Source organism: Acidovorax sp. FJL06 (assembly GCF_003852545.1).
GTDB lineage: Bacteria > Pseudomonadota > Gammaproteobacteria > Burkholderiales > Burkholderiaceae_C > Acidovorax.
In genome coordinates, this window is record NZ_QAJR01000005.1 from 175,125 (window position 1) to 198,515 (window position 23,391).

Annotated in this window: 30 protein-coding genes and 3 tRNA genes; 25 read left to right on the plus strand and 8 right to left on the minus strand. The window is 63.0% G+C overall.

The genetic code is table 11. The features are described 5' to 3' along the window. The first annotated feature begins 60 nt into the window (after positions 1–60). The 25 genes from DBV10_RS04140 (at position 61) to DBV10_RS04260 (ending at position 15,511) form a co-directional block, all read left to right on the plus strand. Positions 61–360: a hypothetical protein gene (locus DBV10_RS04140; RefSeq protein ID WP_124510907.1), complete on the plus strand. Its 300-nt coding sequence runs from the start codon at positions 61–63 to the stop codon at positions 358–360. Positions 361–830: 470 nt separating this feature from the next. Then, complete coding sequence (locus tag DBV10_RS04145; RefSeq protein WP_124510909.1) at positions 831–1,121, plus strand: hypothetical protein; 291 nt, start codon at positions 831–833, stop codon at positions 1,119–1,121. A 371-nt stretch (positions 1,122–1,492) separates the two neighbouring features. Continuing rightward, entirely contained in the window at positions 1,493–2,185 is a 693-nt protein-coding gene (locus DBV10_RS04150) for a hypothetical protein (RefSeq protein WP_124510911.1), read from the plus strand. A gap of 51 nt (positions 2,186–2,236) precedes the next feature. After that, complete coding sequence (locus DBV10_RS04155) at positions 2,237–2,434, plus strand: hypothetical protein (RefSeq protein ID WP_124510913.1); 198 nt, start codon at positions 2,237–2,239, stop codon at positions 2,432–2,434. Continuing rightward, positions 2,431–2,886 (plus strand): hypothetical protein, encoded by a 456-nt coding sequence (locus tag DBV10_RS04160; RefSeq protein WP_124510915.1) that lies wholly within the window; start codon positions 2,431–2,433, stop codon positions 2,884–2,886. The genes DBV10_RS04155 and DBV10_RS04160 overlap by 4 nt, the downstream gene beginning before the upstream one ends. A 381-nt stretch (positions 2,887–3,267) precedes the next feature. Beyond that, positions 3,268–3,492 (plus strand): hypothetical protein, encoded by a 225-nt coding sequence (locus DBV10_RS04165; protein ID WP_124510917.1) that lies wholly within the window; start codon positions 3,268–3,270, stop codon positions 3,490–3,492. Then, on the plus strand, positions 3,489–3,770 hold the full coding sequence (locus DBV10_RS04170) for a hypothetical protein (protein ID WP_124510919.1): 282 nt from the start codon (positions 3,489–3,491) through the stop codon (positions 3,768–3,770). Before DBV10_RS04165 ends, DBV10_RS04170 begins: the two co-directional genes overlap by 4 nt. 102 nt (positions 3,771–3,872) lie before the next feature. After that, positions 3,873–4,070, plus strand: coding sequence for a hypothetical protein (locus DBV10_RS22760; RefSeq protein ID WP_124510921.1), 198 nt, complete (start codon positions 3,873–3,875; stop codon positions 4,068–4,070). Continuing rightward, a complete protein-coding gene (locus tag DBV10_RS04180) occupies positions 4,067–5,020 on the plus strand; it encodes a recombinase RecT (protein ID WP_124510923.1) in 954 nt (317 codons plus the stop codon). Before DBV10_RS22760 ends, DBV10_RS04180 begins: the two co-directional genes overlap by 4 nt. Then, positions 5,017–6,819 (plus strand): YqaJ viral recombinase family protein, encoded by a 1,803-nt coding sequence (locus tag DBV10_RS04185; RefSeq protein WP_124510925.1) that lies wholly within the window; start codon positions 5,017–5,019, stop codon positions 6,817–6,819. The genes DBV10_RS04180 and DBV10_RS04185 overlap by 4 nt, the downstream gene beginning before the upstream one ends. 62 nt (positions 6,820–6,881) lie before the next feature. Beyond that, entirely contained in the window at positions 6,882–7,190 is a 309-nt protein-coding gene (locus DBV10_RS04190) for a KTSC domain-containing protein (RefSeq protein ID WP_233589798.1), read from the plus strand. Between the two features lie 79 nt (positions 7,191–7,269). Continuing rightward, positions 7,270–8,010 carry a methyltransferase gene (locus DBV10_RS04195; RefSeq protein ID WP_124510927.1) on the plus strand — a complete coding sequence of 247 codons (741 nt, stop codon included), beginning with the start codon at positions 7,270–7,272 and terminating at the stop codon, positions 8,008–8,010. A gap of 39 nt (positions 8,011–8,049) precedes the next feature. Next, complete coding sequence (rdgC, locus tag DBV10_RS04200) at positions 8,050–9,216, plus strand: recombination-associated protein RdgC (RefSeq protein WP_124510929.1); 1,167 nt, start codon at positions 8,050–8,052, stop codon at positions 9,214–9,216. Next, positions 9,216–9,614: a hypothetical protein gene (locus tag DBV10_RS04205; RefSeq protein ID WP_124510931.1), complete on the plus strand. Its 399-nt coding sequence runs from the start codon at positions 9,216–9,218 to the stop codon at positions 9,612–9,614. Before rdgC ends, DBV10_RS04205 begins: the two co-directional genes overlap by 1 nt. Positions 9,615–9,678: 64 nt before the next feature. Further along, positions 9,679–10,122, plus strand: coding sequence for a hypothetical protein (locus tag DBV10_RS04210; protein WP_124510933.1), 444 nt, complete (start codon positions 9,679–9,681; stop codon positions 10,120–10,122). Then, positions 10,119–10,868 (plus strand): hypothetical protein, encoded by a 750-nt coding sequence (locus DBV10_RS04215; RefSeq protein WP_124510935.1) that lies wholly within the window; start codon positions 10,119–10,121, stop codon positions 10,866–10,868. The genes DBV10_RS04210 and DBV10_RS04215 overlap by 4 nt, the downstream gene beginning before the upstream one ends. Continuing rightward, positions 10,865–11,116 (plus strand): hypothetical protein, encoded by a 252-nt coding sequence (locus DBV10_RS04220; RefSeq protein WP_124510937.1) that lies wholly within the window; start codon positions 10,865–10,867, stop codon positions 11,114–11,116. Before DBV10_RS04215 ends, DBV10_RS04220 begins: the two co-directional genes overlap by 4 nt. Beyond that, the gene (locus tag DBV10_RS22835) at positions 11,113–12,474 is read left to right on the plus strand and encodes a hypothetical protein (protein ID WP_199740033.1); all 1,362 of its coding nucleotides are present in this window, start codon (positions 11,113–11,115) and stop codon (positions 12,472–12,474) included. Before DBV10_RS04220 ends, DBV10_RS22835 begins: the two co-directional genes overlap by 4 nt. Further along, positions 12,471–12,692 (plus strand): hypothetical protein, encoded by a 222-nt coding sequence (locus DBV10_RS04230; RefSeq protein ID WP_124510939.1) that lies wholly within the window; start codon positions 12,471–12,473, stop codon positions 12,690–12,692. The genes DBV10_RS22835 and DBV10_RS04230 overlap by 4 nt, the downstream gene beginning before the upstream one ends. Further along, on the plus strand, positions 12,689–13,186 hold the full coding sequence (locus DBV10_RS04235; RefSeq protein ID WP_124510941.1) for a hypothetical protein: 498 nt from the start codon (positions 12,689–12,691) through the stop codon (positions 13,184–13,186). Before DBV10_RS04230 ends, DBV10_RS04235 begins: the two co-directional genes overlap by 4 nt. Next, the gene (locus tag DBV10_RS04240) at positions 13,183–13,464 is read left to right on the plus strand and encodes a hypothetical protein (RefSeq protein ID WP_124510943.1); all 282 of its coding nucleotides are present in this window, start codon (positions 13,183–13,185) and stop codon (positions 13,462–13,464) included. Before DBV10_RS04235 ends, DBV10_RS04240 begins: the two co-directional genes overlap by 4 nt. Continuing rightward, positions 13,461–13,946 carry a hypothetical protein gene (locus DBV10_RS22840; RefSeq protein ID WP_199740034.1) on the plus strand — a complete coding sequence of 162 codons (486 nt, stop codon included), beginning with the start codon at positions 13,461–13,463 and terminating at the stop codon, positions 13,944–13,946. Before DBV10_RS04240 ends, DBV10_RS22840 begins: the two co-directional genes overlap by 4 nt. A gap of 164 nt (positions 13,947–14,110) precedes the next feature. After that, positions 14,111–14,335 (plus strand): DUF4224 domain-containing protein, encoded by a 225-nt coding sequence (locus DBV10_RS04250; protein ID WP_124510945.1) that lies wholly within the window; start codon positions 14,111–14,113, stop codon positions 14,333–14,335. Between the two features lie 2 nt (positions 14,336–14,337). After that, on the plus strand, positions 14,338–15,345 hold the full coding sequence (locus DBV10_RS04255; RefSeq protein WP_124510947.1) for a tyrosine-type recombinase/integrase: 1,008 nt from the start codon (positions 14,338–14,340) through the stop codon (positions 15,343–15,345). A gap of 89 nt (positions 15,346–15,434) precedes the next feature. Next, positions 15,435–15,511 (plus strand) — tRNA-Arg (locus tag DBV10_RS04260). Between the two features lie 187 nt (positions 15,512–15,698). Here the strand turns inward: DBV10_RS04260 and DBV10_RS04265 are convergent. The 8 genes from DBV10_RS04265 to DBV10_RS04300 form a co-directional block, all read right to left on the minus strand. Continuing rightward, a tRNA-His gene (locus DBV10_RS04265) sits at positions 15,699–15,774 on the minus strand. A 48-nt stretch (positions 15,775–15,822) separates the two neighbouring features. Continuing rightward, entirely contained in the window at positions 15,823–17,751 is a 1,929-nt protein-coding gene (locus DBV10_RS04270) for a SurA N-terminal domain-containing protein (protein WP_124510949.1), read from the minus strand. Between the two features lie 59 nt (positions 17,752–17,810). Then, positions 17,811–17,886: transfer RNA gene (locus DBV10_RS04275), tRNA-Val, on the minus strand. Between the two features lie 16 nt (positions 17,887–17,902). Then, positions 17,903–18,175, minus strand: a complete 273-nt coding sequence (locus tag DBV10_RS04280; protein ID WP_008906675.1) for an HU family DNA-binding protein — start codon at positions 18,173–18,175, stop codon at positions 17,903–17,905. A 301-nt stretch (positions 18,176–18,476) separates the two neighbouring features. Continuing rightward, entirely contained in the window at positions 18,477–19,571 is a 1,095-nt protein-coding gene (locus DBV10_RS04285) for a tartrate dehydrogenase (protein WP_124510951.1), read from the minus strand. Between the two features lie 70 nt (positions 19,572–19,641). Next, a complete protein-coding gene (pgsA, locus tag DBV10_RS04290; RefSeq protein WP_026436902.1) occupies positions 19,642–20,208 on the minus strand; it encodes a CDP-diacylglycerol--glycerol-3-phosphate 3-phosphatidyltransferase in 567 nt (188 codons plus the stop codon). A gap of 45 nt (positions 20,209–20,253) precedes the next feature. Beyond that, complete coding sequence (gene uvrC, locus DBV10_RS04295) at positions 20,254–22,284, minus strand: excinuclease ABC subunit UvrC (RefSeq protein WP_124510953.1); 2,031 nt, start codon at positions 22,282–22,284, stop codon at positions 20,254–20,256. A 108-nt stretch (positions 22,285–22,392) separates the two neighbouring features. Continuing rightward, positions 22,393–23,373, minus strand: a complete 981-nt coding sequence (locus DBV10_RS04300; RefSeq protein WP_124510955.1) for a tripartite tricarboxylate transporter substrate binding protein — start codon at positions 23,371–23,373, stop codon at positions 22,393–22,395. Positions 23,374–23,391 lie beyond the last annotated feature (18 nt).

Genomic DNA, 23,391 nt, shown 5'->3' on the forward strand with positions numbered 1-23,391 from the left:
CGATCACTGATGGGTTGTTACCTTTTGCGACCAGTATATCTGTATATTTATACAGTCTTTATGTCACCCATCACTATTTCTTCCCCAGTCAAGGCCACGATCCTGACGCTGTACGCCCACGGCAGCAGGCGACCGTTCGCCAGCAAGGTGCACCAGGACACGGGCGAGCTGACGGTGGTGCGCCTGGAGGGTCGATTCGGCACGGTCCCTGCCCTGCACTTGGCCAGCTTCCACCCCCACCGCCTGTTCGAGCCGCGCATCGTGGACATGGTGGCCGGGGAACTGGAGATCCACGGCATGGAGCGCCTAAAAGATGGCAGCTGGGTCGCCCAAGCATGGCGGGTACGGTTCGGGGATTGAGCAACCGTTTCTAGCAGCCCCTCTGGCGTGGGCTTTTGGGCTGAACCTGACTACGTATGCGAGTAGGTAGTTGCGGTCATCAATTTCATACCGATTTCGGTTGTATTGAAATACCGATTTCGGTACAGTTATACCCATCGCAGCCACAAAGCCGCGACGGGTGCCAAGCCATCGAGCGGTCACCGACTGGATCCTTAAACCCGCGAGCGGATGAACTGGCGCACTTGATGAAAGCGCCCTGCCCCTGTGATCTGTCGGCAGAAGAAAAAGACAGGTGGCGCGAGAACACCTCGCGGACATGGCCCAGCTGGGCCAGATCAAAAAAGCATATTTCGCCACCCGGGGCGGTCAAAGCCGGGACAACAGCAGCTGGAGCCTGAGCAATCGGGGAGATGCCAGCGCGGAGGCCTTGGAGACAGGGCCGAAACCAGAGCCTTGCGTGCAGGGCTGTGGTTTTCAAGGAGCAAGACATGGCACTCGACCACGGAATTTTGAACCTGCCACTCAAGGCTCGCGGCAACTTCCATGCAGAGCTTGACCGCTACAAGGCCGAAAAGGCAGCAGAAAAGAAGGAGGCGGCAAGAGAGGTGGCAAGGCGACACAAAGAGCAGCAAGCGCAAGCCAAAGAAAAGATCGCTGAAATGTCGGATGAGCGTGCGCAGGAGTTGATGAAGAAGCTCAACCTGACGCGCATCCAGCTGGATAAGGAACTCAACAGCATTGCCCACTGGAAGCCATCCGTCATCCTGCGCGGCATCTGATTTTTAACCACCGTCCCGGCCAAGCGCCGGGGCCAAACCGAGCAGCGGCAAAACACGATTAGCCAGCATGAGCTCCCAATACTGCAACCCGGCCGGGCCTAGGCGGTTAGTAGGAGCAAGCAACAGTGCATTCCTTCCCGTGTGACACCTCGGAGAGACGAGGACCATCAACCAAGCAGCACTGGTGTGTAAGCGGGAGGCATCCCGTGAGTTGTGCAGCCAGTTCGACTCTGGCACATAGCGGTCGCGCCTGTCGGTTCGATTCCGACCCTGCTTGGTTGATGGTGAATTGCAGCCATCTTTAATCCCTCCCCTCCTGCCATGCGCAGGGGTTGCCCACCTCGGTGGGCTTTTTCTTTTCTGGAGCACCCATGGCCCGCAAGTATTCGTGCACCGAGGAACGATTCCTCAAAGACGCAGCAAAGCACCAGATGGAAGTGGTGCGCGACGACGGCGTGAATCGCCACCTGCGGTTCAAGAACCCGGAGTCCAACGCCTACTGGTTCGACATCATCACTTGGCCCGGAACGCTGTGCGTTGACGGCGACATGGGCACCTTTGTGTTCCGACGCCTGCACGATATGTTCGTGTTCTTCCGCACGGACCAAGAGCACTACAACAACACCGGCCGCGCAGACCAGCTGGCAATCAATCCCAGCTACTGGGACGAAAAGCTGCGTGCCCCAGCGCCGCGCGACGCCCAGGAGTTCAGCGCCGACAGCTTCCGTCAGCACGTCCAAGAAGCGTTCGACAACTGGGCAGAGAGCAGCAAACCGGATGACGATTGGAGTTCCGAGGAAGAGCGGGACCAGTTCCACGATGACAAGGCCAAGCTGTGGGACGCCCTGAAAGATGAGGTGCTCGCGCTTGCTGATGATGGCTCTGTGCGCGCCTACGACGCCGCCCGCGACTTCCATTGCGATGACGTGCCCGGCTTCAACCTGGAGGACTGCTGGGAGTGGGATTGCCGCGTCTTCAAGTTCGACTTCCTCTGGAACTGCTACGCCATCGCGTGGGCCATCAAGGCCTACGACAAGGCCAAGCAGCCCGCCACCGCGACCTAACCCCCAGCCCTCCCAGTGAGGGCTTTTTCTTTTCCCGCCCAGGAGGCGCAAATGCACAACGTCAACACCCTGCTGCAGCCGTTGCTGAGCATCCCTGGCGCACCGCCGCCGATCAGCCAGCAGGAGCTGCAGCGCCTGCGCAAGCAAGCCTGGGCCGATGTGGCGGCGCTGGAGGCCAGCGACAACCGCTACCACCGCGCGCTGGTGGATCAGGTGCAGCACAACGCGTACATGGGAGTGCGGTCATGAAGATGGCGAAGCCCTCAACACGCGACATCGATGCAGGCTATGACCTGATGGGCATCCTGAACGCCATTGATGCACGCTGGGGTGGTCCGTGGGCCACCGAAGGCCCCGACGATCTGGATGCCCTGGACGGGGATTTCGACGCCGACGAGCCTTCGCACCTGCAAGCGCTCTACAACCACTTGGCGAAGCTGCTGCGCCGGGCGCCCGGCTTTCATGGGCGCGTGCTTGGCGGCATGTGTGCCGTCATCTGCTACGAGCGCAATGTGTTTCTCGATCCTGCTCTGGACTACCTGGAACTGCACCCGGATGTTCTGGCCGGGCTGGAGTTGCTGGAGTCCGCACGCGCCGACTTCTTCCCTCGCCTGGAGCGCGAAGCACGCGCAGCGGTGGCTGAAACCATTGAGCGCGCTGCAGCCCGCCACCTGCGAGAGATGCAAGGCGGTGCAACGTGACCGACCCAATCCAAGACCACACCGACCGCCTTCTTGCCTTCGCTGCATCCCAAGCAGCCCAGGCAGAAACAAAGCGCCACAACGAAGCCGCCACCCAGCGCCAGAGAGAGGCTGCGGCCATTGGGGCGGGGCTGGACCCGGACGCACTTGAGCAGGGTGAGCCGTCATGACCAGCCCCGTGTTCAAGCCTGACCTGAATGCAGAGCCGTGGGCGCCCATCGCAGAAGAGGCCCGCGCGCGCTGGCGCCGGGTGACGCCGTACCGCCTCGGATATCTCGCAGGCCTGCGGAACCCCGCAGTTCTCAACCCGTACCACCTCCCTCTGTCAAGAAACGCCTTCAAGCGTGGCTTCGACTACGGGCGGGACGAAGGAAAGAAACCATGAAATACGCCATCACCCTGATCGCGGTAGTAGCCGCCCTTGGCCTGGGCGCCGTGGCAGCGCACGAGCCCGACCCGACACCAGAAACCGAAGAGCTGCGCGCCGCCCGTGACTCTCGCGCCTGGGCTCTCCAGCAGTTCCAGCGCCGTGCCTGCCGCCCTGGCGAGACAGCCGTGTGGGTTGCTGACAAAGAGGCTGATTGCCTGCGTGAGGTGCGGCCGTGAGCGCGGGGCACACGCCCGGGCCGTGGCACCGCTTCGCGGTCTATGCCCACACCGAGATACTGACCCAGACCGGCGAGCTGGTCGCCGTGGTCGGTTCAGACGCGCTGCGTGCAAATCGGTCCCCGAATGCGCGCCTGATAGCTGCAGCGCCCGACTTGCTGGAAGCCGCCCAGGCCGCCTGGAACTGCATCGGAGAGCTGCCGCCAACGCAGGCCCGGGTCGAAGTCGCGCAGCTGCTACAGGCCGCCATTGAAAAGGCGATTGGAGTACAGCCATGAACCGCCTCCGCGACTTCGCAATGCTGTACCGCATCTACCGACAGTGCAACGGACCCATCCGCGCACTGCGCATGGCGTGGCTGGTGACGCGGGACTGATGCAATGGACTGCCCCACCGGGAAAGTGGTGCACACCCTCAAAACCGCCAAAGCCGCCAGCAAGCGCGCACGGCGCCGCACCGAGAAACCCCTTGTGCCCTACCAATGCAGCCTTTGCGGCCAGTGGCATGTGGGCCAGAGCAACGGCATGAAACGCCGGGTCAAGACCATCTACGACAACCACCAATTGAGGTTCACATGAATGCAGTCACCACCACCGAGAACAACGCCCTGGCCCCGCGCGGCATGGGCTTCGACCTGAGCCCGCAAACCTTTGAGCAGGCAATGAAGTTCAGCCACATGCTGGCCGAATCCGACCTGGTGCCCAAGGACTTTCGGGGAAAGCCCGGCAACTGCCTGATTGCCATGCAATGGGGTTCTGAACTGGGCTTGAAGCCGCTGCAGGCCCTGTCCAACATTGCCGTGGTCAATGGCCGTGCTGCGCTGTGGGGTGATGCGGTGATCGCACTGGTGCGCAGCAGCCCACTGTGCGAATACGTGCAGGAGTCGGACGACGGGCACACAGCCACCTGCCGCGCTAAGCGCCGGGGCGAACCCGAGCAGGTGGTGACGTTCAGCATGGACGACGCCAAGCAGGCCGGACTGGCGGGCAAGCAGGGCCCATGGTCGCAGTACCCCAAGCGCATGCGCCAGATGCGTGCCCGCGCCTTCGCCCTGCGCGATGTGTTCCCTGACGTGCTGCGCGGTATGCCGGTGGCCGAGGAAGTGCAAGACATGCCGCCCGAGCGGCACATGGGCATGGCCGACGAAGTAACGCCTGCAGCCCAGCGGGTTACCGCGCCGCCAGCAGAGTGGGCAGCAGACCGCTGGGCCAATGGACTGGTCAAGTGGGTTGACGGCATCGTGAACGGTGGCAAGTCCATCGAGGATGTTTTGGCCTGGTTGCGCTCCAAGGCCACGGTATCCGAGGCCCAAGAAAAGCAACTGCGGGAAGAAGTAGCAAAGCACTCTCAAGCAGCAGCGCCCAGCGTCAACCCTGACGAGTTGGCCAAGTCCATGCAGGAAGCCACCGACCTAGACACGCTTTACGAGCTGGCCAGTCGCATGGACGCCATTGAAGACCTGAACCAGCGCCAGCGCGTTGGCGCAATTTTTGACGCCCGCGTGGCGGAACTTGAAGGACAACCATGAACATCGAAAACCGCACAACCCACAACGTCGCCCAAGGTTCTCCCGAGTGGCTGGCGCTGCGCGCAGGCTTCTACACGGCTTCCGAGGCCCCAGCCATGGCGGGGGAAAGCCGGTACGCAAAGCGAGAGGAATTGATCGCTGCCAAGGCTACGGGGATCACGCAGGAGCCCGACAGCTTCAAGCAGGCCCTGTATGACCGTGGCCACGCAGCAGAAGCCGCAGCACGACCGCTGGCCGAGGAAATCATCGACGATGACCTTTCGCCAGTGACCATGACCGCCATGGTGGACGGCCTGCCATTGCTTGCCAGCATGGACGGCCTGAACTTTGACGGCACGATCGGGTGGGAAACCAAATTGTGGAACGAGGCGCTGGCTGCTGACGTGCGGGCCAACACACTCAGCCCCCACTACACGCTGCAGATGGATCAGCAGATCCTGGTCAGCGGAGCCGAGCGCATCCTGTTCACATGCTCTGACGGCACTCCAGAGCGCACGGTTTCGTGCTGGTACGAATCGACGCCAGAGCGCAGCGCGCAGCTGGTAGCTGGGTGGAGGCAGTTCGCAGCCGATCTGGCCGCCTACGTTCCACCCGAGGCCAAGTCCGCCCCAGTGGTGGCCGATGCCATGGAAAGCCTGCCCGCCGTGTCCATGCGCCTTGAAGGCAAGCTGGCCGTAATCTCCAACCTGCCCGACTTTGCTACCCAACTGCGCGCCTTCATTGAGCGCATCCCGGCCAAGCCCGACACTGACCAGGACTTTGCCAATGCCGAGTTCGCGTGCAAGGCGCTCAAGCGCGCAGAGGATGCGCTGACGGCTGGCGAAGATGCCGCCCTGGGCGAAATGGTGGACTTTGAAGCCATGCGCCGCCAGGTGCGCGACCTCAAGGAACTGGCCCGCATCACGCGTCTGGCCACTGAAAAGCTGGTGACAGCCCGCAAGGAGCAGATCCGTGGCGAGATCGTGGCCGGCGGCATCGCCGCCCTGCGCAAGCACATCGACGAGCTGAACGCGGCCATGCCAGTGAACTACATGCCCCAGGTTCCCGCCGACTTCGCAGGTGCCATCAAGGGCAAGCGAACAGTGGACAGTTTGCGCAGCGCCGTGAACGACGAGCTGGCCCGCGCCAAAATCGCCGCCAGCGAGATCGCCAACCGCATCCATGCCAACGTCAAGACGCTGCAAGCCAGCGGGCTGGTGGTGCACGACACCGCGGCCCTGGTGCTCAAGGCCCCTGACGATCTGGCCGCGATCATCGCCAACCGCGTCACGGCAGAGCAGCAGCGCCAGGAGGCAGAGCGCGAGCGCATCCGCAAGGAAGAAGCAGACCGCGCCGACCGTGAGGCGCGCGAGAAGCTGGCGGCCGAGGAACGCGCAGCGCAGGCAGCCATCACGCAGGCGGCGAAGGCGGAAACGCTGCACCCCGCAGTGGCGGCAGACCTGGGCGGCCTGGTGCGCGAGCAGCACACCGAGGCGGTGGCAACACTGGACGCCCAGCAGGTGATTGGGACCGCGCAGCGCATGGCTGCCGCTCCGGCTGCAGCGCCTGCAGTACCAGCAGCACCCGCCGAGCGCACCGGCCCGCCCACGCTGAACATCGGGACGATCAAGGAGCGCTTGGCCCACATGACCGTGACGGCGGAAAACCTGCGCGCCCTGGGCTTTGCGCCCGCCGGCCGCGAGCGTGCCGCACCGCTGTACCACGACGAGGATTTCCCCGAGATCTGCGAAGCCATCGCAGCGCAGGCCCTAGCCGCCAAGGCTGAGTTCCTGAAATCCCGGGTTGCTGTCGCAGCCTGATCCCACCCAACCCCGCAACCAAGGCCCGCCACGCGCGGGCCGCTTTCATTCTGGAGATCACCGTGAACATCAAACGCATCGAACCCGCCGCTTTCTCTGACGAGCCTTACACGCCCATTCCCATGGCGCCTGTCACCAGCAACCAAGTCGCCTGCATCGGCTACGACCCCAGCACCAAGACGCTGGCCTGCCAGTTCACGCGCGGCCCTGGCCACATTTACCACTACCCCAACGTGGAGCCCGAGATGCACGCCAAGTTCGTGGGCGCCGAGTCGATCGGCGCATTCTTCGGGCAGCACATCAAGCCGCTGCCGTTCAAGAAGTTCCCGGCGCCCAAGGCCGAGGGTGAAGAGGCCAAGGCCGCAGCCTGACCACCCGTAACCCCAAACCCCAAACCCCAAACCCCGAGCCACCTGCCGAGGTGGCTTTTTCACACCTGGAGAACCGCATATGCGCATTGATGATGAAGTCCTGGCCGTGCTGAGCGCCGCCCAAACCGAGGGCTGCAATGTGTTCCTCACCGGCCAGCTGGACCGCAAGCTCTACGACCGCACGAACAAGGTACTTGAGGCCGCTGGCGGGAAATGGAACCGCAAGGCGCGCGCCCATGTCTTCGCGGCCGACGCTTCGGACCGCATGGACCAGATCATCCTGAGCGGCGCGGTGGAAGTGCCCAAGGACGAGTTCAACTTCTTCCCGTCCCCGCCCGCCGTGGTGGCGCGGCTGATTGAGCTGGCCGACATTGAGCCCGGCATGGTTTTGATGGAGCCGAGCGCGGGCCGTGGCGCCATCGCCCTGGCTGCCGCCGATGCGGGCGCCACCGTGGACTGCTGCGAGTTGATGCAAGAGAACCACGCGCACCTGCTGGCCCAGCCCGGGCTGCGCGCCGTCACGCGGCAAGACTTCCTGGCCGTGCCCCCTGAGCAGTTTTATGACCGCGTGGTAATGAACCCGCCGTTCATGAAGCAGGCAGACATCAAGCACGTCACCCACGCCCATAAGTTCCTGAAACCGGGCGGGCTGCTGGTATCCGTGATGTCCGCAGGCGTCACCTTCCGCACGGATGCGCGCACCAAGGCCTTTCTCGCGCTGGTTGAAGACCGGGGCGGCTATATCGAGCCGCTGCCCGAGAACTCATTCAAGGCCAGCGGCACCGGCGTCAACACGGTGATCGCTGTCGTCCCCGCATAAATCCCGGGCCGCCCAACGCTGGCCCCTTCTGGAGTCCCCATGTTCAAGTCCCTGATCGTGTACCGCATCGCCCAAGGCTGGGTGCCAGACCTGCAGGCCGCAGAGGAAGCCCTGGCCAAGGCCCCCTTCATGGAATGCGGAGCTACCCAAGAGAAATCCATTGGCTGGGTTCCACCGCGCGGCGAGGCCCACGGCGCCCTGGTCGAGAGCATCGGCGGCCAGTGGATCGCCCGCCTGATGGAGGAAACCAAGGCCATCCCCGCCAGCGTCCTGGCGCGCAAGGTCAAGGAGAAGGCCGACCGCATCGAGCAGGAAACCGGCCGCAAGCCAGGCAAAAAAGAAACCCGCGAACTGAAGGACGAGGCCAAGCTGGACCTGCTGCCTATGGCTTTCACCAAGCAGGCCAGCATGTGGGTGTGGATCGACCCGGCCGCCCGCCTGCTGGTACTGGACACGGGCAGCCAGGGCCGCGCCGACGAGGTGGTCACGCTGCTGGTCGAGGCCCTGCCCGGCCTGTCAGTGTCGCTCATCAACACACAGACCAGCCCGCAGGCAGCCATGGCGCACTGGCTCAAGGAGCAGGAGCCGCCCGTGGGCTTCACGGTGGACCGCGAGTGCGAACTGAAAAGCGCCAGCGAGGAAAAGGCTGTCGTGAAGTACGCTCGCCACCCGCTCGACCTCGAAGAGGTGCAGGCCCACATCGACGCAGGCAAGCTGCCCACCAAGCTGGCGATGACCTGGGATGACCGGGTTTCGTTCCTGCTCACCGAAGGCCTGCAGGTGCGCAAGCTGCAGTTCCTGGACACCGTTTTCGAGGGCCAGAAGGCAGACGCAGGCGGGTTCGACACAGACGTGGCGATTGCCACGGGCGAGCTGGTCAAGCTGATCCCGGACCTGATTGAGGCGCTGGGCGGGGAGACAGCGAGTGAGGTGGGCATTGCGGCGCTTGAAGCAAAGTCAGCCGCCATAGTAGAGGCGCTGCCAAAAGATCCGTACTACGAAGACGGCGGCCAAGACCCCCTCTACGACCAGGCCGCCGAGCTGGTGCGCAAGGACCGAAAGGCGAGCATTTCCTACGTGCAGCGCAAGCTGCTCATTGGCTACAACCGCGCCGCGCGCCTGCTGAAGTCCATGGAAAAGGCCGGGGTGGTCAGTCGCATGGACAGCGCTGGTGCACGCACGGTGCTGGATGGGGCACCTGCCTGATGCCGGTTCCACCCATCACCCGCGACGCCATCACCGCCGCGCTGAAAGAGTGCGGGCCGATGACCGTGCCGGAGCTGGTCGAATACCTGGGCTGGCCCCGCACCCGAGTGGATTCCTGCATCACCACGGCACGCGAGAACCACCCCGGTAAGTTGTTCCGCATCGTGCGCTATCGCAAACAGGTCGGTATTCAAGGCCGAGAGGCTGCGGTGTATGCCGCTGGCCCTGGGCCTGATGCGCAACGGCCTGCCTTTGATGCTGAACATCACCTGGAGGCGAAGCGCCGCTACTACCGGGGCAACCGTGCTATCTGGGCGGCCAAGCGCAAGGCGCGTACCGGCCAGAGGGCTGCGAGCCCATGGTCCGGCCTGCTGCCGATGGCGCGGAGAGCCGCGTAACCCCACCCCACAGAGCCCGCCACCCAGCGGGCTCGCTTGTTTCTGCACCCCCCAAGGAGGCCGTATGGCTGAGAACACGAATACTGAGCGCGACTATCCCGAGTTCCCAGAAGAACTCACTCGCAAAGATCGCGGCAGACTGATCCCACGATGGCGCGTGTACGAAATCGTCACCGCGATGATTGACGCAGACCGAAAAACCCGCGCATCCCTGCCCCTGCCTGCTGCGGGACAAGAGCCGGTGGCGCGTGTAAACGACGATGGGTTTATCGTCGAAACAGGGCTTTTGCTTTCTCCCGGCATGAAGCTCTACGCCGCCCCACAGCCTGCAGTAGCAGCGGGGTGGGTGATGGTGCCAGCAAGCGTGATTGAGTCAGCAATCACGGCGCTTGACTGGATGCCAACCAGTGACGCAGCGCGGCATTTGTGGGACCGGCAGCAGCCTGTACTGGCCTTGCTGCGCTCCTCCATCCCCCCTGCTCCATCTACTGAGGGAGAGAGCCGGTGATCCACTACCACGGCCTGCCCATCACACCAGAGACAGCGGCAGCGGTCGTTCTGCAGGGCGGGCATGGGTTCGTGTCATTCGCTGAACCTCGCAACCTTGGCTTGGCTGCGGCCGTCTGCCAGTCGTTCGCCATCGACAACGGGGCGTTTACCGCATGGAAGCAGGGGCGCCCTGTTCAGGACTGGCGCCCGTTCTACGAGTGGGCTGCCCAAGCAAAGCTAATCCCGGCCTGCGACTTTGCCGTGGTGCCTGATGTGATCGACGGCGACGAAGCTGCGAACGATGCGCTTTTGGCTGAATGGCCCCTGCCTCGCTGGTTTGGTGCTCCGGTTTGGCACATGCACGAAAGCATGGAGCGCTTGGAGCGCCTTGCCTCTGCGTGGCCACGGGTGTGCATCGGCAGCTCAGGCGAGTTCTCCAGCATCGGCACTGCGGCATGGTGGGGCCAGATGGCCCGCGCGATGCTTGTTGTGTGTGACGACGACGGGCGGCCCATGTGCAAGCTGCACGGCCTGCGCATGCTCGACCCGGCGATCTTCACCGCCCTGCCATTCGCCAGCGCTGACAGCACAAACATCGGCCGCAATGTCGGAATCGATCAGGCCTGGCGCGGAACCTACACACCGCCCACGAAAGAGGCCCGCGCCCAAGTGATGCGCGCCCGCATTGAATCTCAAAACGCGCCCGCCCGATGGTCATTCGCCATCCCGGACGAGGAGCCAATCATTCAAGGGAGTTTGCTTTGAACACCTACCGCTACACCTTCGCTGCCGCATGCCCTGGCAACGGCGAACAGATCATCTACAGCCTGGAATTGCAGAACGCTGACATGGTGCGCGTAGAGCACATCAAGACAGCCTGCGCGCTGCACCGCGAGGGTTTTCAGGAGCACATCGCACAGGACTTGCACAGCCGTTTTGGCGGGCGCCTCACATTGCGCGCAATGCACCACGGCGTGGAGATTGAAACCGTTCTCGGAGCTATACAACCATGACCCCCACCCACACCGGAGCGGCAGAACTGCCGGAAGCGCTGCGACTGGCTGATGCCATTGACCCGTTCGTGCGCAAAGAAAGCCCAGACCATCTGACATCCAAGGTTGCGGCAGATGAACTGCGCAGTTTGTACGCGGAGAACCGTGTGCTGATGGTTGCCAACAACAGCTTCGCGCTGGCGCAAGACAGGATTGAGGCAGAGAACAAAGCACTCCACGCCCAGGTCGAGGCACTCAGCGCAGCGCAGGCAGGGGTGCCAATGGCGCAAGAACCAAAGTACACGGTAAACGGCACCCATGTGATCAACCGCGCCACCGGCGAGGCAATCCCTCACGATGAACCGGTGTTCGTGTTCCGGGCGCGTGATGCTCTGGGCGTGCGCGCGCTAGAAGCCTACCTTGCGCTCATCGGCGAGCGCGAACCGGTCAGCGCCCATGCGGATGCCGTGCGCCGCCGTATCGCTGATTTCCAACGCTTTGCTGCCGAGCACCCTGGGCGCATGAAGTGGCCAGACACCCAACCCAGCCCATCACCTGCGCCAGCCGAAGGTGTGCACAAGGACGCCTACCCAGAAAAGTGTCCGATCACTGGCCGCCCCTATTTCATGAGTCTGGATCATCCAGAGCTTGGAATGGTGCCGACATATGGCGGCCCATACGATAGTTACACGATCCCGGCGCCCGATGGAGAGCCGACCGATCCATGGCATGAACGCGAGTTGCGCTGCGAGCGCTACGACCACGACGCGGGCTGGTGGACTGAGGGCGGCGAACCGGTGCCGCTGCGCATCATCCATGAGGATGTGCTGTTTGCACTGGAGGAACATGCGGAGCAAGCAACAACCCCTGCGCCAGCCCAGCCGCCTCATGTTCAAAACTCGCCAGAAAACGAACACATCGCAGATGACGTGTCGAAAATCGGGCTGGAATCGAACATGACAGCCCAGAAGGGGCAGGAGGGGGGGCGTTACTACCCGCAGCTGCCTGAGCCCTTTATTGGCGTACAGGACCAGCCATGGGGAGGGCATGCCGAAGTGATCCGTTCAGCAATTGGCGAGGACGGCGTGATTCCATGCTTCACCGCAGGCCAGATGGTCGCCTATGCAGACGCTACCCACGCAGCCCGTGCCGCACCACAGCCAGCAACGGCAGATGCGGTAAGCGACACGGCACTTATTGATTGGCTTCAGGACAACGCTTGCGACCTTCGATGCGTGCTGACCGCAGAGGATGATTTCGATTGGGTGGTTATTGAGCACCACATAGGAAAGCCTCACGAACGTGAGATTGGCCGTGGGTATTCATTTGACCTCCGTGCTGCTATTCGCGCCGCCCAGCGTGTGGGGGTCAAGCCATGAGACGCTACGTTTTTAACGAAGTCGCCATCAAAGCAACGCACCGGTGGAAAGACTCTGAGTCTGGGAAAAATCGGCAAGAAACACGCAAGTTCTTCCAGACCATCAACCCGTTCAACAAGAACGCGGCAGGGGAAATCAAGAGCTGCGATGAAATCATGGTCGAAATCCGAGCCGAGCGTGATGCATGGCTTGCCGCCCAGCGGGAGGTCAAGCCATGAGCGCCTACAAACAAGCAGTTGGATCAACGAATTGCATGCAGTGCTGCGTCTCCTTCTTGCTCGGATTGCCAGTAGAAAGCGTGCCTCAGTTTGCCGAGGATGGTGGATGGGACAGGTTCATGCAGTTTGCAGCAGAGAAAGGCTATTCCGCCGTCATGCTGCCAGGGGACCGGGAGTTTGAAGCCGACTACCTCGCATCCGGCAAGACTGAGCGCGGGACCTCGCACATGGTGGTTATGAACGATGGGAAGCTGGTGCACGACCCGCATCCATCAAACGCCGGACTGGTTGAGGTTCAGTGCGTTTGGCTGTTTGCGCGAAATGCAACACCAACGCGGCGCACAGAGCGCGAATTGTTCGAGGGATGGGCGCGCGCAGATACCTCCAACGTCAGCTTTGAGCGCGACGCAGAAGGTTTCTACAACGACATGACCGCAGCGCTGCTGTGGCACGCATGGGAGTCGCGCGCCACCCACCAAGGGGATCACCAATGACCTCAATACCTAAGCAATGGGAAAACTGGTGTCGTGACCAGCGGCTGAAAGTTCATGGCAAGCGCTATCGCAAAAAGCGATACGACTGGCTCTACCTGAAAGGGCGAGGCCATTACTGGCGAGTCAACTGCTACGGAATGCTGCAGCGTGGTGATACGTATGCGGACTTCGATCGCTGGGCGCTCTGCGAGGTTGCTGAACTGCCAATGCCCAGCACTCGCTCACAGTTCCGTGAAGCCGTCCGAGTTCTGCTGAATGCGAAAAGGAACTGCCAATGACCAACACCAAAACACCGAGCCCGAGCGATGCGGAGATTCTTGCGCTGGCCGACGAGATGGGGATTGGCTGGGCGGCTGGCCTTGGTGGGATGGGCGAGTTTCTGCGGAGCTACACCGATGCAGTCCTCGCCAAGTGGGGCACGCCGCCAGCCGTGGCGGGAGAGCCGGTGGCGTGGCTGTCCACAGACAGCATCGGTGAGCGATATCTGAGTTTCGCAAAACCCAACGACTCCGATCCTTGTCGCCCGCTCATATTCGGTGACGCCACCCAGGCGCAGACAGGGGCGGTGCCCGCCTATCGCCTGCTGCAGCGCGGGCGGGACACCATCCAAGCAGACGACGAGTTCCTGCGTGAGGACGGGGTGACCTGGTGCAATGACCCGTCGGGCATCTTCGTCGGGATCATCTACGAGGGGAACATCCTGCTCCCAGCGCGCCGCGCCATCGCCCCGAAAGACGGAGATCAGCATGGCCCGGCCTGACTACTGCCCCGTCGGCGGCGAGCCCTGTCAGTCCATGTGCGATGAGCCGTGCAGCTGGCAGGGGTCGAAGCGCGGAGGGGAGCGCGAAGCCCTGCTGGCCGAGCATGTCGAAGCACTGGACTTCCTGAGCTGTCTTGTCAGGCTGAACACCGGAGAACTACACCATGAGCACCTTCCTGAACGCCAAGGAGTTGGCCGAACTCACTGGCGTGCGCATCGGCAAGGACGGCAAGACCCGCGAGCAGATGCAGGCGGCCGAACTCAAACGCATGAAAATCCCGCACTTTGTGAACGCTCGCGGCTGCCCAGTAGTGGCCCGTGCAGTAGTCGAAGGCGGCGCACAACAACCCACACCACAACACAAAGGCTGGGAACCGGCCTTGGCCTGACCATGCAATATTTCCGCTCACGCACGCACCGCTCTGGCATCACGTACTACTACTTCGACAAGGGAGGCAAGCCGCGCAAGGAGATCGCCCTGGGGAAAGACTACGTGTTGGCCGTGCGCAAGTGGTCCGAGCTGATCGCCGCCACGGAGAAGCAGACCGTGGCCAACTTCAAGGATCTGGCGGACAAGTACGAGCGCGAGATCGTTCCGCTCAAGGCCAAAAGCACCCAGACCCTGCAGGCCTCGGACATCAAGCTGTTGCGCGAATTCTTCTGTGCGCCCTCTCCGGCGCCACTGGATGAGATCAAGCCAAGTCACGTCCACGCCCTGCTGCAGTGGAAAAAGCACCAGGCGCCCACGGCAAACCGGCTCAAGCGCACGTTCTCCCACATGTTCAACATGGCCAGGGCCTGGGGCTACACCGAGAAGGCGAACCCCTGTTCCGGGATCAAGGGCCTGCCGCTCAAGAAGCGCGAACAGTACATCACCGACGAGGTGTACCGCGCGGTGTGGAACGTCGCGGCGTGGCCACTGCGGGATGCGATGGACCTGGCCTACCTCACCGGCCAGCGGCCCGCCGACACCGTGGGCATGACGGATGACGACCTTGAAGACGGCCGCTTGAAGGTCACACAGGGCAAGACCGGCGCGAAACTGCGCATTCGGATCGAGGGGGAACTGGCCGTGCTGCTGGACCGCATCAAGGCCCGCAAGGACGCCTGCAAGATGTGGAGCTCTGCGCTGGTGGTGAACCAGGCCGGTGAGGCGCTTTCCCAGAAGGCGCTGGCCGAGGTCTACAAGCGGGCCCGGACGAAGGCGGCCAAGCTGAACCCCAAGCTGGCCGACCAGATCAAAACCATGAGGTTCTACGACCTGCGGGCCAAGGCGGCTGACGATGTGTCCGAGGTGCGCGGAGAAGCGGCTGCCGCAGAGCTGCTGGGCCACGACAGCGTGACCACCACCCAGCGCCACTACCTGCGAAAAGGCCGGGTAGTTGGCCCGACCAAGTAGGCGCAGCAGGTATGATCCGGCACCTGCATAAGGTGAATTTGCGTAGCAATACGCAAAAAGTTAGTAGGCGCTACTGCCGAAAGCCTTTTCTGCCCGTAGCTCAACTGGATAGAGCAATAGCCTTCTAAGCTATAGGTCGGGGGTTCGAGTCCCTCCGGGCAGGCCAGCCATCCTCTGGCCCCCCTCGATTTCCCACACCCCTGAAGCAGTGACAAAGCCCGCATCTTCGGCGGCGAGTCAGATGCACGACGCCCGCTTGACCGCCATCAAGGCCAGGCCGATCGTTGCCATGCAGGCCCGAGACCTACAAAGCAAAAAGCGCTGCAACGTTTCCGTTGCAGCGCTTTGCATTTTGGGGTGGCTGATGGGGCTCGAACCCACGACAACAGGAATCACAATCCTGGACTCTACCAACTGAGCTACAGCCACCGTAGCTTCGTATTATAGCCTGGGTTTTTACCCCAAAGACCAAATTGCTTAATTTTCTGCAACTCCCTGGGCGACGGCGTCGGGACGAGGTGCCTTGATCTGCACCTTGAAGCGCTGCTTGAGCAATTCGTAGTACGCCATGCCTTCAGCGGTCGTCAGCCACTGCACGTACTGCTGGCGCTCTTGTTGTGCGCGCTGGGCATCGGGTGCCTGGCGGGGCACCACGCGGTTGACCTTGACCACCATGTAGCCGGCGGACCCCAAATCCACGCCCGTCCAGCCCGGCAAGGCATCTGCAGGAGCACGCAGGGCGGCGTCGATCACCGGGCGGGGCAGGTTGCGGGTTTGTTCGCGCGACACTTCTGTGGCAGCCGAAAGGCCCGTGGCCGCAGCAGGCGTTGCCTTCCAGGCCGCCAGCTTGGCCTCGCCTTCCTTGCGCGCCAGTTCTGCGGACTTTTCAGCCACATAGAGCGTGCGCACACGGGCGCGCACTTCTTCCAGAGGCAAGGTGCGGGGGGCGGTGTAGGCCGTCACGCGGCCTGCGGCCATCTGGCTGGGGCCCACTTCGACGGCTTCGGTATTGCGCTTGTTCTGTACGGCGTCTGATGCAAACAGCGCTTCCAGGAACTTGGCATTGGCAAGCGGCCCCTTGGCGCCAGGAGCAACGGTGCGGGTGACACCCGAGGCTGTCTGCACCTTGAGCTTGAGCTTGTCTGCCACTGGCTGCAGGCTGTCGGCCTGCTCGTACACGCCATTGGTGAAGGACTCGGCCACTTCAGCAAACTTGCGCTGGGCCTGTTGCTGCTTGAGCTCGGCCTCCATCGAGGGGCGCAGCTCTTCGAACGTGGGCTGGCGAGGTGTTTTGATGTCGGTCAGCTGGATGATGTGGTAGCCGAAGTCGCTTTCGACCACATCGCTGATCTCGCCCTTCTTCAGCGCAAAGGCGGCCTCTTCAAAGGGCTTGACCATGGCACCACGGGCAAAGAAGTTGAGATCGCCCCCAGCCACGGCAGAGCCCTTGTCGTCGGAGGACTTTTTGGCCACATCGGCAAAGCTGGCGGGCGCCTTGCGCACCTGGGCCAGCAGCTCGGTAGCGCGGGCCTTGGCCTGCTCGCGGTCTGCGGCCGGAGCATCCTTGGACGCATTGACGAGGATGTGGCTCGCGCGGCGCTCTTCCTTGGCCGTCATCCGCGCCACGTTTTCCTTGTAGTAGGTGCGCAAGTCGTCTTCGCTCAGGGAGATGGTGGCGCGCACGCTGTCGAGGTCCAGCACCACATACTCCACGGCGGCCTGCTCCAGCTGCTGGAACTGCGCGGGGTGGGCCTTGTAGTAGGTTTCCAGATCCGCATCCGTGGGTGTGACCTTGCCCGCAAAGTCGGAGGCATTGAAACGCGCCATCTGGATGTCGCGCCGCTCATACAGGGCATTCAGCGCGAGCTTGACCTGCGCATCCGTGCCAAAGGCCGAGCCCATCACGCCACCCATCACCTGGCTGACGGAGATGTCGCGGCGCACGTTGGCTTCAAAGCCTGCAGGGGTCAGGCCCTGACTGGCCACCAGGGCCCGGTAGGCTTCGGCGTCCAGCGTTCCATCGGCACGCTTGAGGCCCGCAATCGCCGGGATGTCCTGGAGGCTGCGTGCCAGGCGGGCATCGCTGGTCGCGAGGTGCATCTTCTGGGCCGCCGCAGCCAGCACGCGGTCACGCACCAGGCGCTCCAGCGTGGCATAACGCGCGCTGGGCGAATCCAGCAACTTGGGATCGACCGTGGGAGACTGCGCGCGAATGCGGTCTGTCTCCATGCGGTGCGCATTGTCCCAGTCTGTCTGGTTGATGTTGTTGCCATCGACACGCGCCACCACGGGGCTCTTCTCAGAGAAGTAGTTGCGGTCAATGCCTACCAGCACAAACGAAGGAATGATCAGCAAGAACAAGAAGATCATCACGATCTTGGAGTGCTTGCGGATGGATTCAAACATGGTCGATCTTTCAGAGGCAAAAAACAAAAGGCGAACTTGCGTTCGCCTTTGTTCGGTGATGGTGGGTCCTGACGGTCTCGAACCGCCGACCTACTCCGTGTAAAGGAGCCGCTCTACCAACTGAGCTAAGGACCCCACCTAAACTTGATCCTCAGTTCAAGGCATCTTTCAATGCCTTGCCAGGACGGAACTTTGGAACTTTAGCAGCTTTGATTTTAATCGTAGCGCCGGTACGGGGATTGCGACCCGTGCGGGCTGCGCGCTTGCCCACTGCGAACGTGCCAAAACCGACGAGCGACACCGTGCCGCCCTTCTTGAGAGTCTTCTTGACAGCCTCGATCGTAGATTCCAGAGCACGCGCAGCAGCGGCCTTGGAGATGTCGGCGTTGGTAGCGATGTGCTCGATCAGTTCGGTTTTGTTCACAAGAAGCCTCTCGGAAAAGAGTTGATGGAATGTCTCGCGGATATCTGGTCTTCACACGTCTGACGGCACAGCCGAAGGCTGTTGGAGAGCAGGCGGGGGAATGACTGGCATACACAGCAGTGGCTGCTGCATCAGATTAAAGCCATCGAGTTTCAGAGTGTCAATACAGCACGCTGCTTTGACGCAGCGTTGCAATGAATTCTAGTCGTATTTCACGCTGCGACAGGGCTTGCAGGCGGGTTTTGTCTCATACACGCCGTATGGGCAGCATCCCGGATTGACACCCCAATTTCAGTGCCACTCAAACGGCTGACAGGGCCTCGGCAATGGCTTTGCCAACGTCCTGCGTGCGGGCCTTTCCGCCCAGATCGGGAGTGCGCGGCCCGCCACTTTGGGGGTCCAGCACAGCCTCGATCGCGGCCAGCACCGCATCGTGCGCGGCCCGGTAACCCAGGAAGTCGAGCATCATCGCGCCGCACCAGATCTGGCCGATCGGATTGGCAATGCCCTGCCCCGCAATGTCGGGCGCCGAGCCATGCACGGGCTCGAACAGCGATGGCATGGTGCGCGTGGGATTGAGGTTGGCGCTGGGCGCGATGCCGATGGTGCCAGTGCAGGCCGGGCCCAGGTCCGAAAGGATGTCGCCAAACAGGTTGCTGGCCACCACCACATCAAAGAAGTCGGGGCGCTGCACGAAGTGGGCCGTGAGGATGTCGATGTGAAACTTGTCCACCGTCACATCCGGGTAGGCCTTGGCCATCTCGGCCACGCGCTCGTCCCAGTAGGGCATGGTGATGGCGATGCCGTTGGACTTGGTGGCGCTGGTCAGGTGCTTCTTGGGGCGCGACTGGGCCAGGTCGAAAGCGAACTTGAGCACGCGGTCCACGCCGTGGCGGGACATCACCGTTTCCTGCATCACGATCTCGCGCGGGGTGCCTTCGTACATGCGCCCGCCGATGCTGGAGTATTCGCCTTCGGTGTTCTCGCGCACGATGAGCATGTCGATCTCGCCGGGCAGGCGCGGACTGCCATCGCGGCGCACCACGGGCGCGATCACCCCCGGCATGAGGCGTGCGGGGCGCAGGTTGATGTACTGGTCAAACTCGCGGCGAAACAGCAGCAGCGAACCCCAGAGCGAGACATGGTCGGCGATCTTTTCGGGCCAGCCCACGGCGCCGAAGTAGATGGCCTCGTGGCCGCCGATCTGTTCCTTCCAGTTGTCGGGCAGCATCTTGCCGTGCTTCTCGCAGTAGTCCCAGCTCGAGAAGTCGAAATGGTCGAACTGCAGGTCGATGCCAAATTTGCGCGCAGCCACGTCCAGCACACGCAGGCCTTCGGGCATGACCTCTTTGCCAATGCCGTCGCCAGCCACCACGGCAATGCGGTGTTTCGCCATGCAAACGCTCCTGAAAATATAGCTGCCAGCGCTTATCCAGAGCGCGCAAGCAGCACAAAAAACTTGGGGTCTACTTGACGCGGGCCCGGATCTCGGGGAGCGCCTTCTGCAGGTAATACACCATGGACCAGACCGTGAGCACCGCCGATGCCCAGATGAGCCAGGTGCCCCACACGCCCGTGTCGATCACGCCGAACAGGCGCCCGTCGTACAGCAGGAAAGGGATGGCCAGCATCTGCACCGTGGTCTTGACCTTGCCGATCATGTGCACGGCCACGCTCTTGCTCGCACCGATCTGCGCCATCCATTCGCGCAGGGCCGAGATCGCGATCTCGCGGCCGATGATGATGAGCGCCACAAACACATCGGCGCGCTGCAGATGCACCAGCACCAGCAGCGACGCACACACCAGAAACTTATCGGCCACCGGGTCGAGGAACGCGCCGAAGGATGAGGTCTGATTGAGCTTGCGGGCCAGGTAGCCGTCCAGCCAGTCGGTGGCGGCAAACACCACGAACATCACGGTGGCAATCAGGTTGCGCGTGGCCGGGTCCAGTGGCGCATAGAACACCCCCACGATCAAAGGTATCGCGACGATGCGCGTCCAGGTCATCAAGGTGGGGATAGTCCAGAACATGGCGGCGATTGTGTCACGGCACGGCAATGGCGCCGTCGATAAGGCCTATCTCAGCGCCCGATAAATTTCTTCGGCCAATTCGCGCGAGATCCCGTCCACCGTGGCCAGGTCTTCCACGCTGGCCGAGGCCACGCCGCGCACCCCGCCAAACCGCTGCAGCAGCCGCGCCCGCTTCTTGGGGCCTACGCCCGCAATCTCTTCGAGCTGCCCGCCGCCCACACGCACCTTGGCCCGTGCGGCGCGCATGCCGGTGATGGCAAAGCGGTGCGCCTCATCACGGATCTGCGCCACCAGCATCAGCGCGGCCGAATCCTTGCCCAGGTAGACCTTCTCGCGCCCGTCGGCAAACACCAGCTCTTCCAGGCCCACCTTGCGGCCCTCGCCCTTCTCGACCCCCACAATGCGGGTCAGGTCCAGCCCCAGCGCGGTGAACACCTCGCGCGCCACGCCCACCTGGCCCTTGCCACCGTCGATCAGCACCAGGTCGGGCAGACGCGCCTGGCCCTTGGGGCGGGCTGCGGCTTGCGCCTCGGGCGACTTTGCGTAGTCAATGCCCCCCTCCTCGCGCTGCGCCTCCACCACCTTGCTGTAGCGGCGCGTGAGCACCTGGCGCATGGCTGCGTAGTCGTCGCCCCCCGTGATGCCTTCGATCTTGTAGCGGCGGTATTCGCTGCTTTGCATCTTGTGGTGGTGGAACACCACACACGACGCCTGGGTGGATTCGCCCGCCGTGTGCGAGATGTCGAAACACTCGATGGTGAGCTGGTCCAGGTCTTCGGGTGGCAGATCCAGCGCCTCGGCCAGCGCCCGCGTGCGGGCCTGCTGCGAGCCCTCCTCGGCCAGCAGACGGGCCAGTTGCAGGTCGGCGTTTTTCTGCGCCATGTCCAGCCAGGCGCGGCGCTGCTCGCGGGGCTGGTGGATGGCGTTCACGCGCAGGCCACTTTGTTCGGTGAGTGCGTCCAGCAAGGCCTTGTCCACCGGCACGCTGGTCACCAGCAGTGGGGGCACGGGCACGCCGATGTAGTGCTGGGCGATGAAGGCTTCGAGCACCAGCGCCTCCACGGGTCGGGTGGTTTGGGCCGGGGCTATGGCTGCATCCTCGGCACCCGCCATGCCCTCCGCAGCGTCGCTCCCCTCACCGCCCTCTTCCGCATACACCGCCGCAGCGTCTTCCACATGCACCGGAAAGTACGGCCGGTCCCCCAGGTGGCGGCCACCGCGCACCATGGCCAGGTTCACGCAGGCACGGCCGCCTTGCACGCGCACCGCGAGGATGTCCACGTCCTTGTCATCCACCGTCTCGATGGACTGCTGGTGCAGCACGCGCGACAGCGCCTGGATCTGGTTGCGCACCTCGGCGGCCTGCTCGAATTCGAGCTTGTCCGAATGCGCCATCATGCGCGCCTCCAGCGCCTGCAGCAGCTCCTGCGTTTCGCCGCGCAGCAGCGCCTCAGCATGGGACACGTCAGCGGCATAAGCCTCGGGCGAGATCAGGTCCACACAAGGCCCGGTGCAGCGCTTGATCTGGTACAGCAGGCAGGGCCGCGTGCGGTTGGCAAACACCGTGTCTTCGCAGGTGCGCAGCCGGAACACCTTTTGCAGCAGCTGAATGGTTTCCTTCACGGCCCAGGCGCTGGGATAGGGGCCAAAGTAGCGGTGCTTTTTGTCCACCGCGCCCCGGTAGTACGCCATGCGCGGAAACACCTGGCCCGGCGCATCGCCCCGCGTGTGGGCGCCGGGCGTGCCGGTGATCTTGAGGTAGGGGTAGCTCTTGTCGTCGCGGAACAGGATGTTGAACTTGGGGTTCAGCGTCTTGATGAGGTTGTTTTCGAGCAGCAGCGCCTCGGCCTCGGAGCGCACCACCGTGGTCTCCATGCGCACGATCTTGCTGACCATGTGGCCGATGCGCGTGCCGCCATGGTTCTTCTGGAAATAGCTGGACACCCGGCGCTTGAGGTTGAGCGCCTTGCCCACGTACAGCAGCGCATCCTGCGCGTCGAAATAGCGGTACACACCCGGCAACGCGGGCAACGCAGCCACCTGCGCGAGGAGTTCTTCGGAATGCACATCAGACATGGTGCGTATTGTGGCCCCGCGCGCAGCCTGCCCCATTCACTATCAAATAAATAGCTACTAGCGCTTATCCAACAAGCGCTAGTAGCCATTTTCATCAAAACGCCCGGATCACTCCGCCTCGATCTTCGAGGTCTTCACCACCGTGGCCCAGTTCGCCAGATCCGCCCTCACCTTGTCACCCAGCTGCGCAGGGGTCTGGTAGTCAGCCGTGGCGCCCTGCTCCTGCGCCTTTTGCTGGAAGGCGGCGCCCTGCACCACGGTGCGGATGTCGGCCGTGAGCTTGTCCACCACGGCCTTGGGCACGGCGGCCGGGGCGAACACGGCAAACCACGAGGTGGCATCGACCTTGGGGTAGCCCGCCTCGGCCGTGGTGGGCACATCGGGCAGGCTGGGCAGGCGCTGTTTGCCCGTCACGGCCAGCACGCGCAGCTTGCCTGCGGCGATGTGCGGCATGAAGGGCGGCGCGGTGCCAAAGGTCAGGTCCACCTGGCCGCCCAGCAGGTCCTGCAACGCGGGGCCCGTGCCTTTGTAGGGCACGTGGACCATCTTGATGGCACCCTGCTGCTCCAGCATGGCGCCCGTGACATGCTGCAGCGAGCCGTTGCCCGACGAAGCGTAGTTGAGCTTGCCGGGATTGGCCTTGGCGTAAGCGATGAGTTCAGCCAGCGTCTTCACCGGCAGGTCATTGCGCACCACGATGATCTGCGGAGCCGAGATGACATTGGCCACGGGCTGGAAGTCGCTCTGCTCCCACTGCTTTTGTTTGGTGATGTGGGGCGAGATGACGTGGTAGCCCGAATACTGCATGAGCAGCGTGTAGCCATCGGCCTCGGCGCGCTTGACGGCGCTGGCCGCAATGTTGCCGTTGCCCCCGCCCTTGTTGTCTGCGATGACCGATTGGCCCAGCACCGGCGCCAGCGCCTGCGCCAGCATGCGGGCCGACAGGTCGGTGGTGCCACCAGCGGCGGTGGGCACCACCAGGGTCACGTTCTTGGACGGGTAAGCGCCCTGCGCCGCTGCGTGGCCGATGAAGCCGGCGGCCAGTGCGGCAAGGGCCAGGGTGGTGAACTGTTTGCGGGTGGTTTTCATGAAAGCGATGTCTCCGTC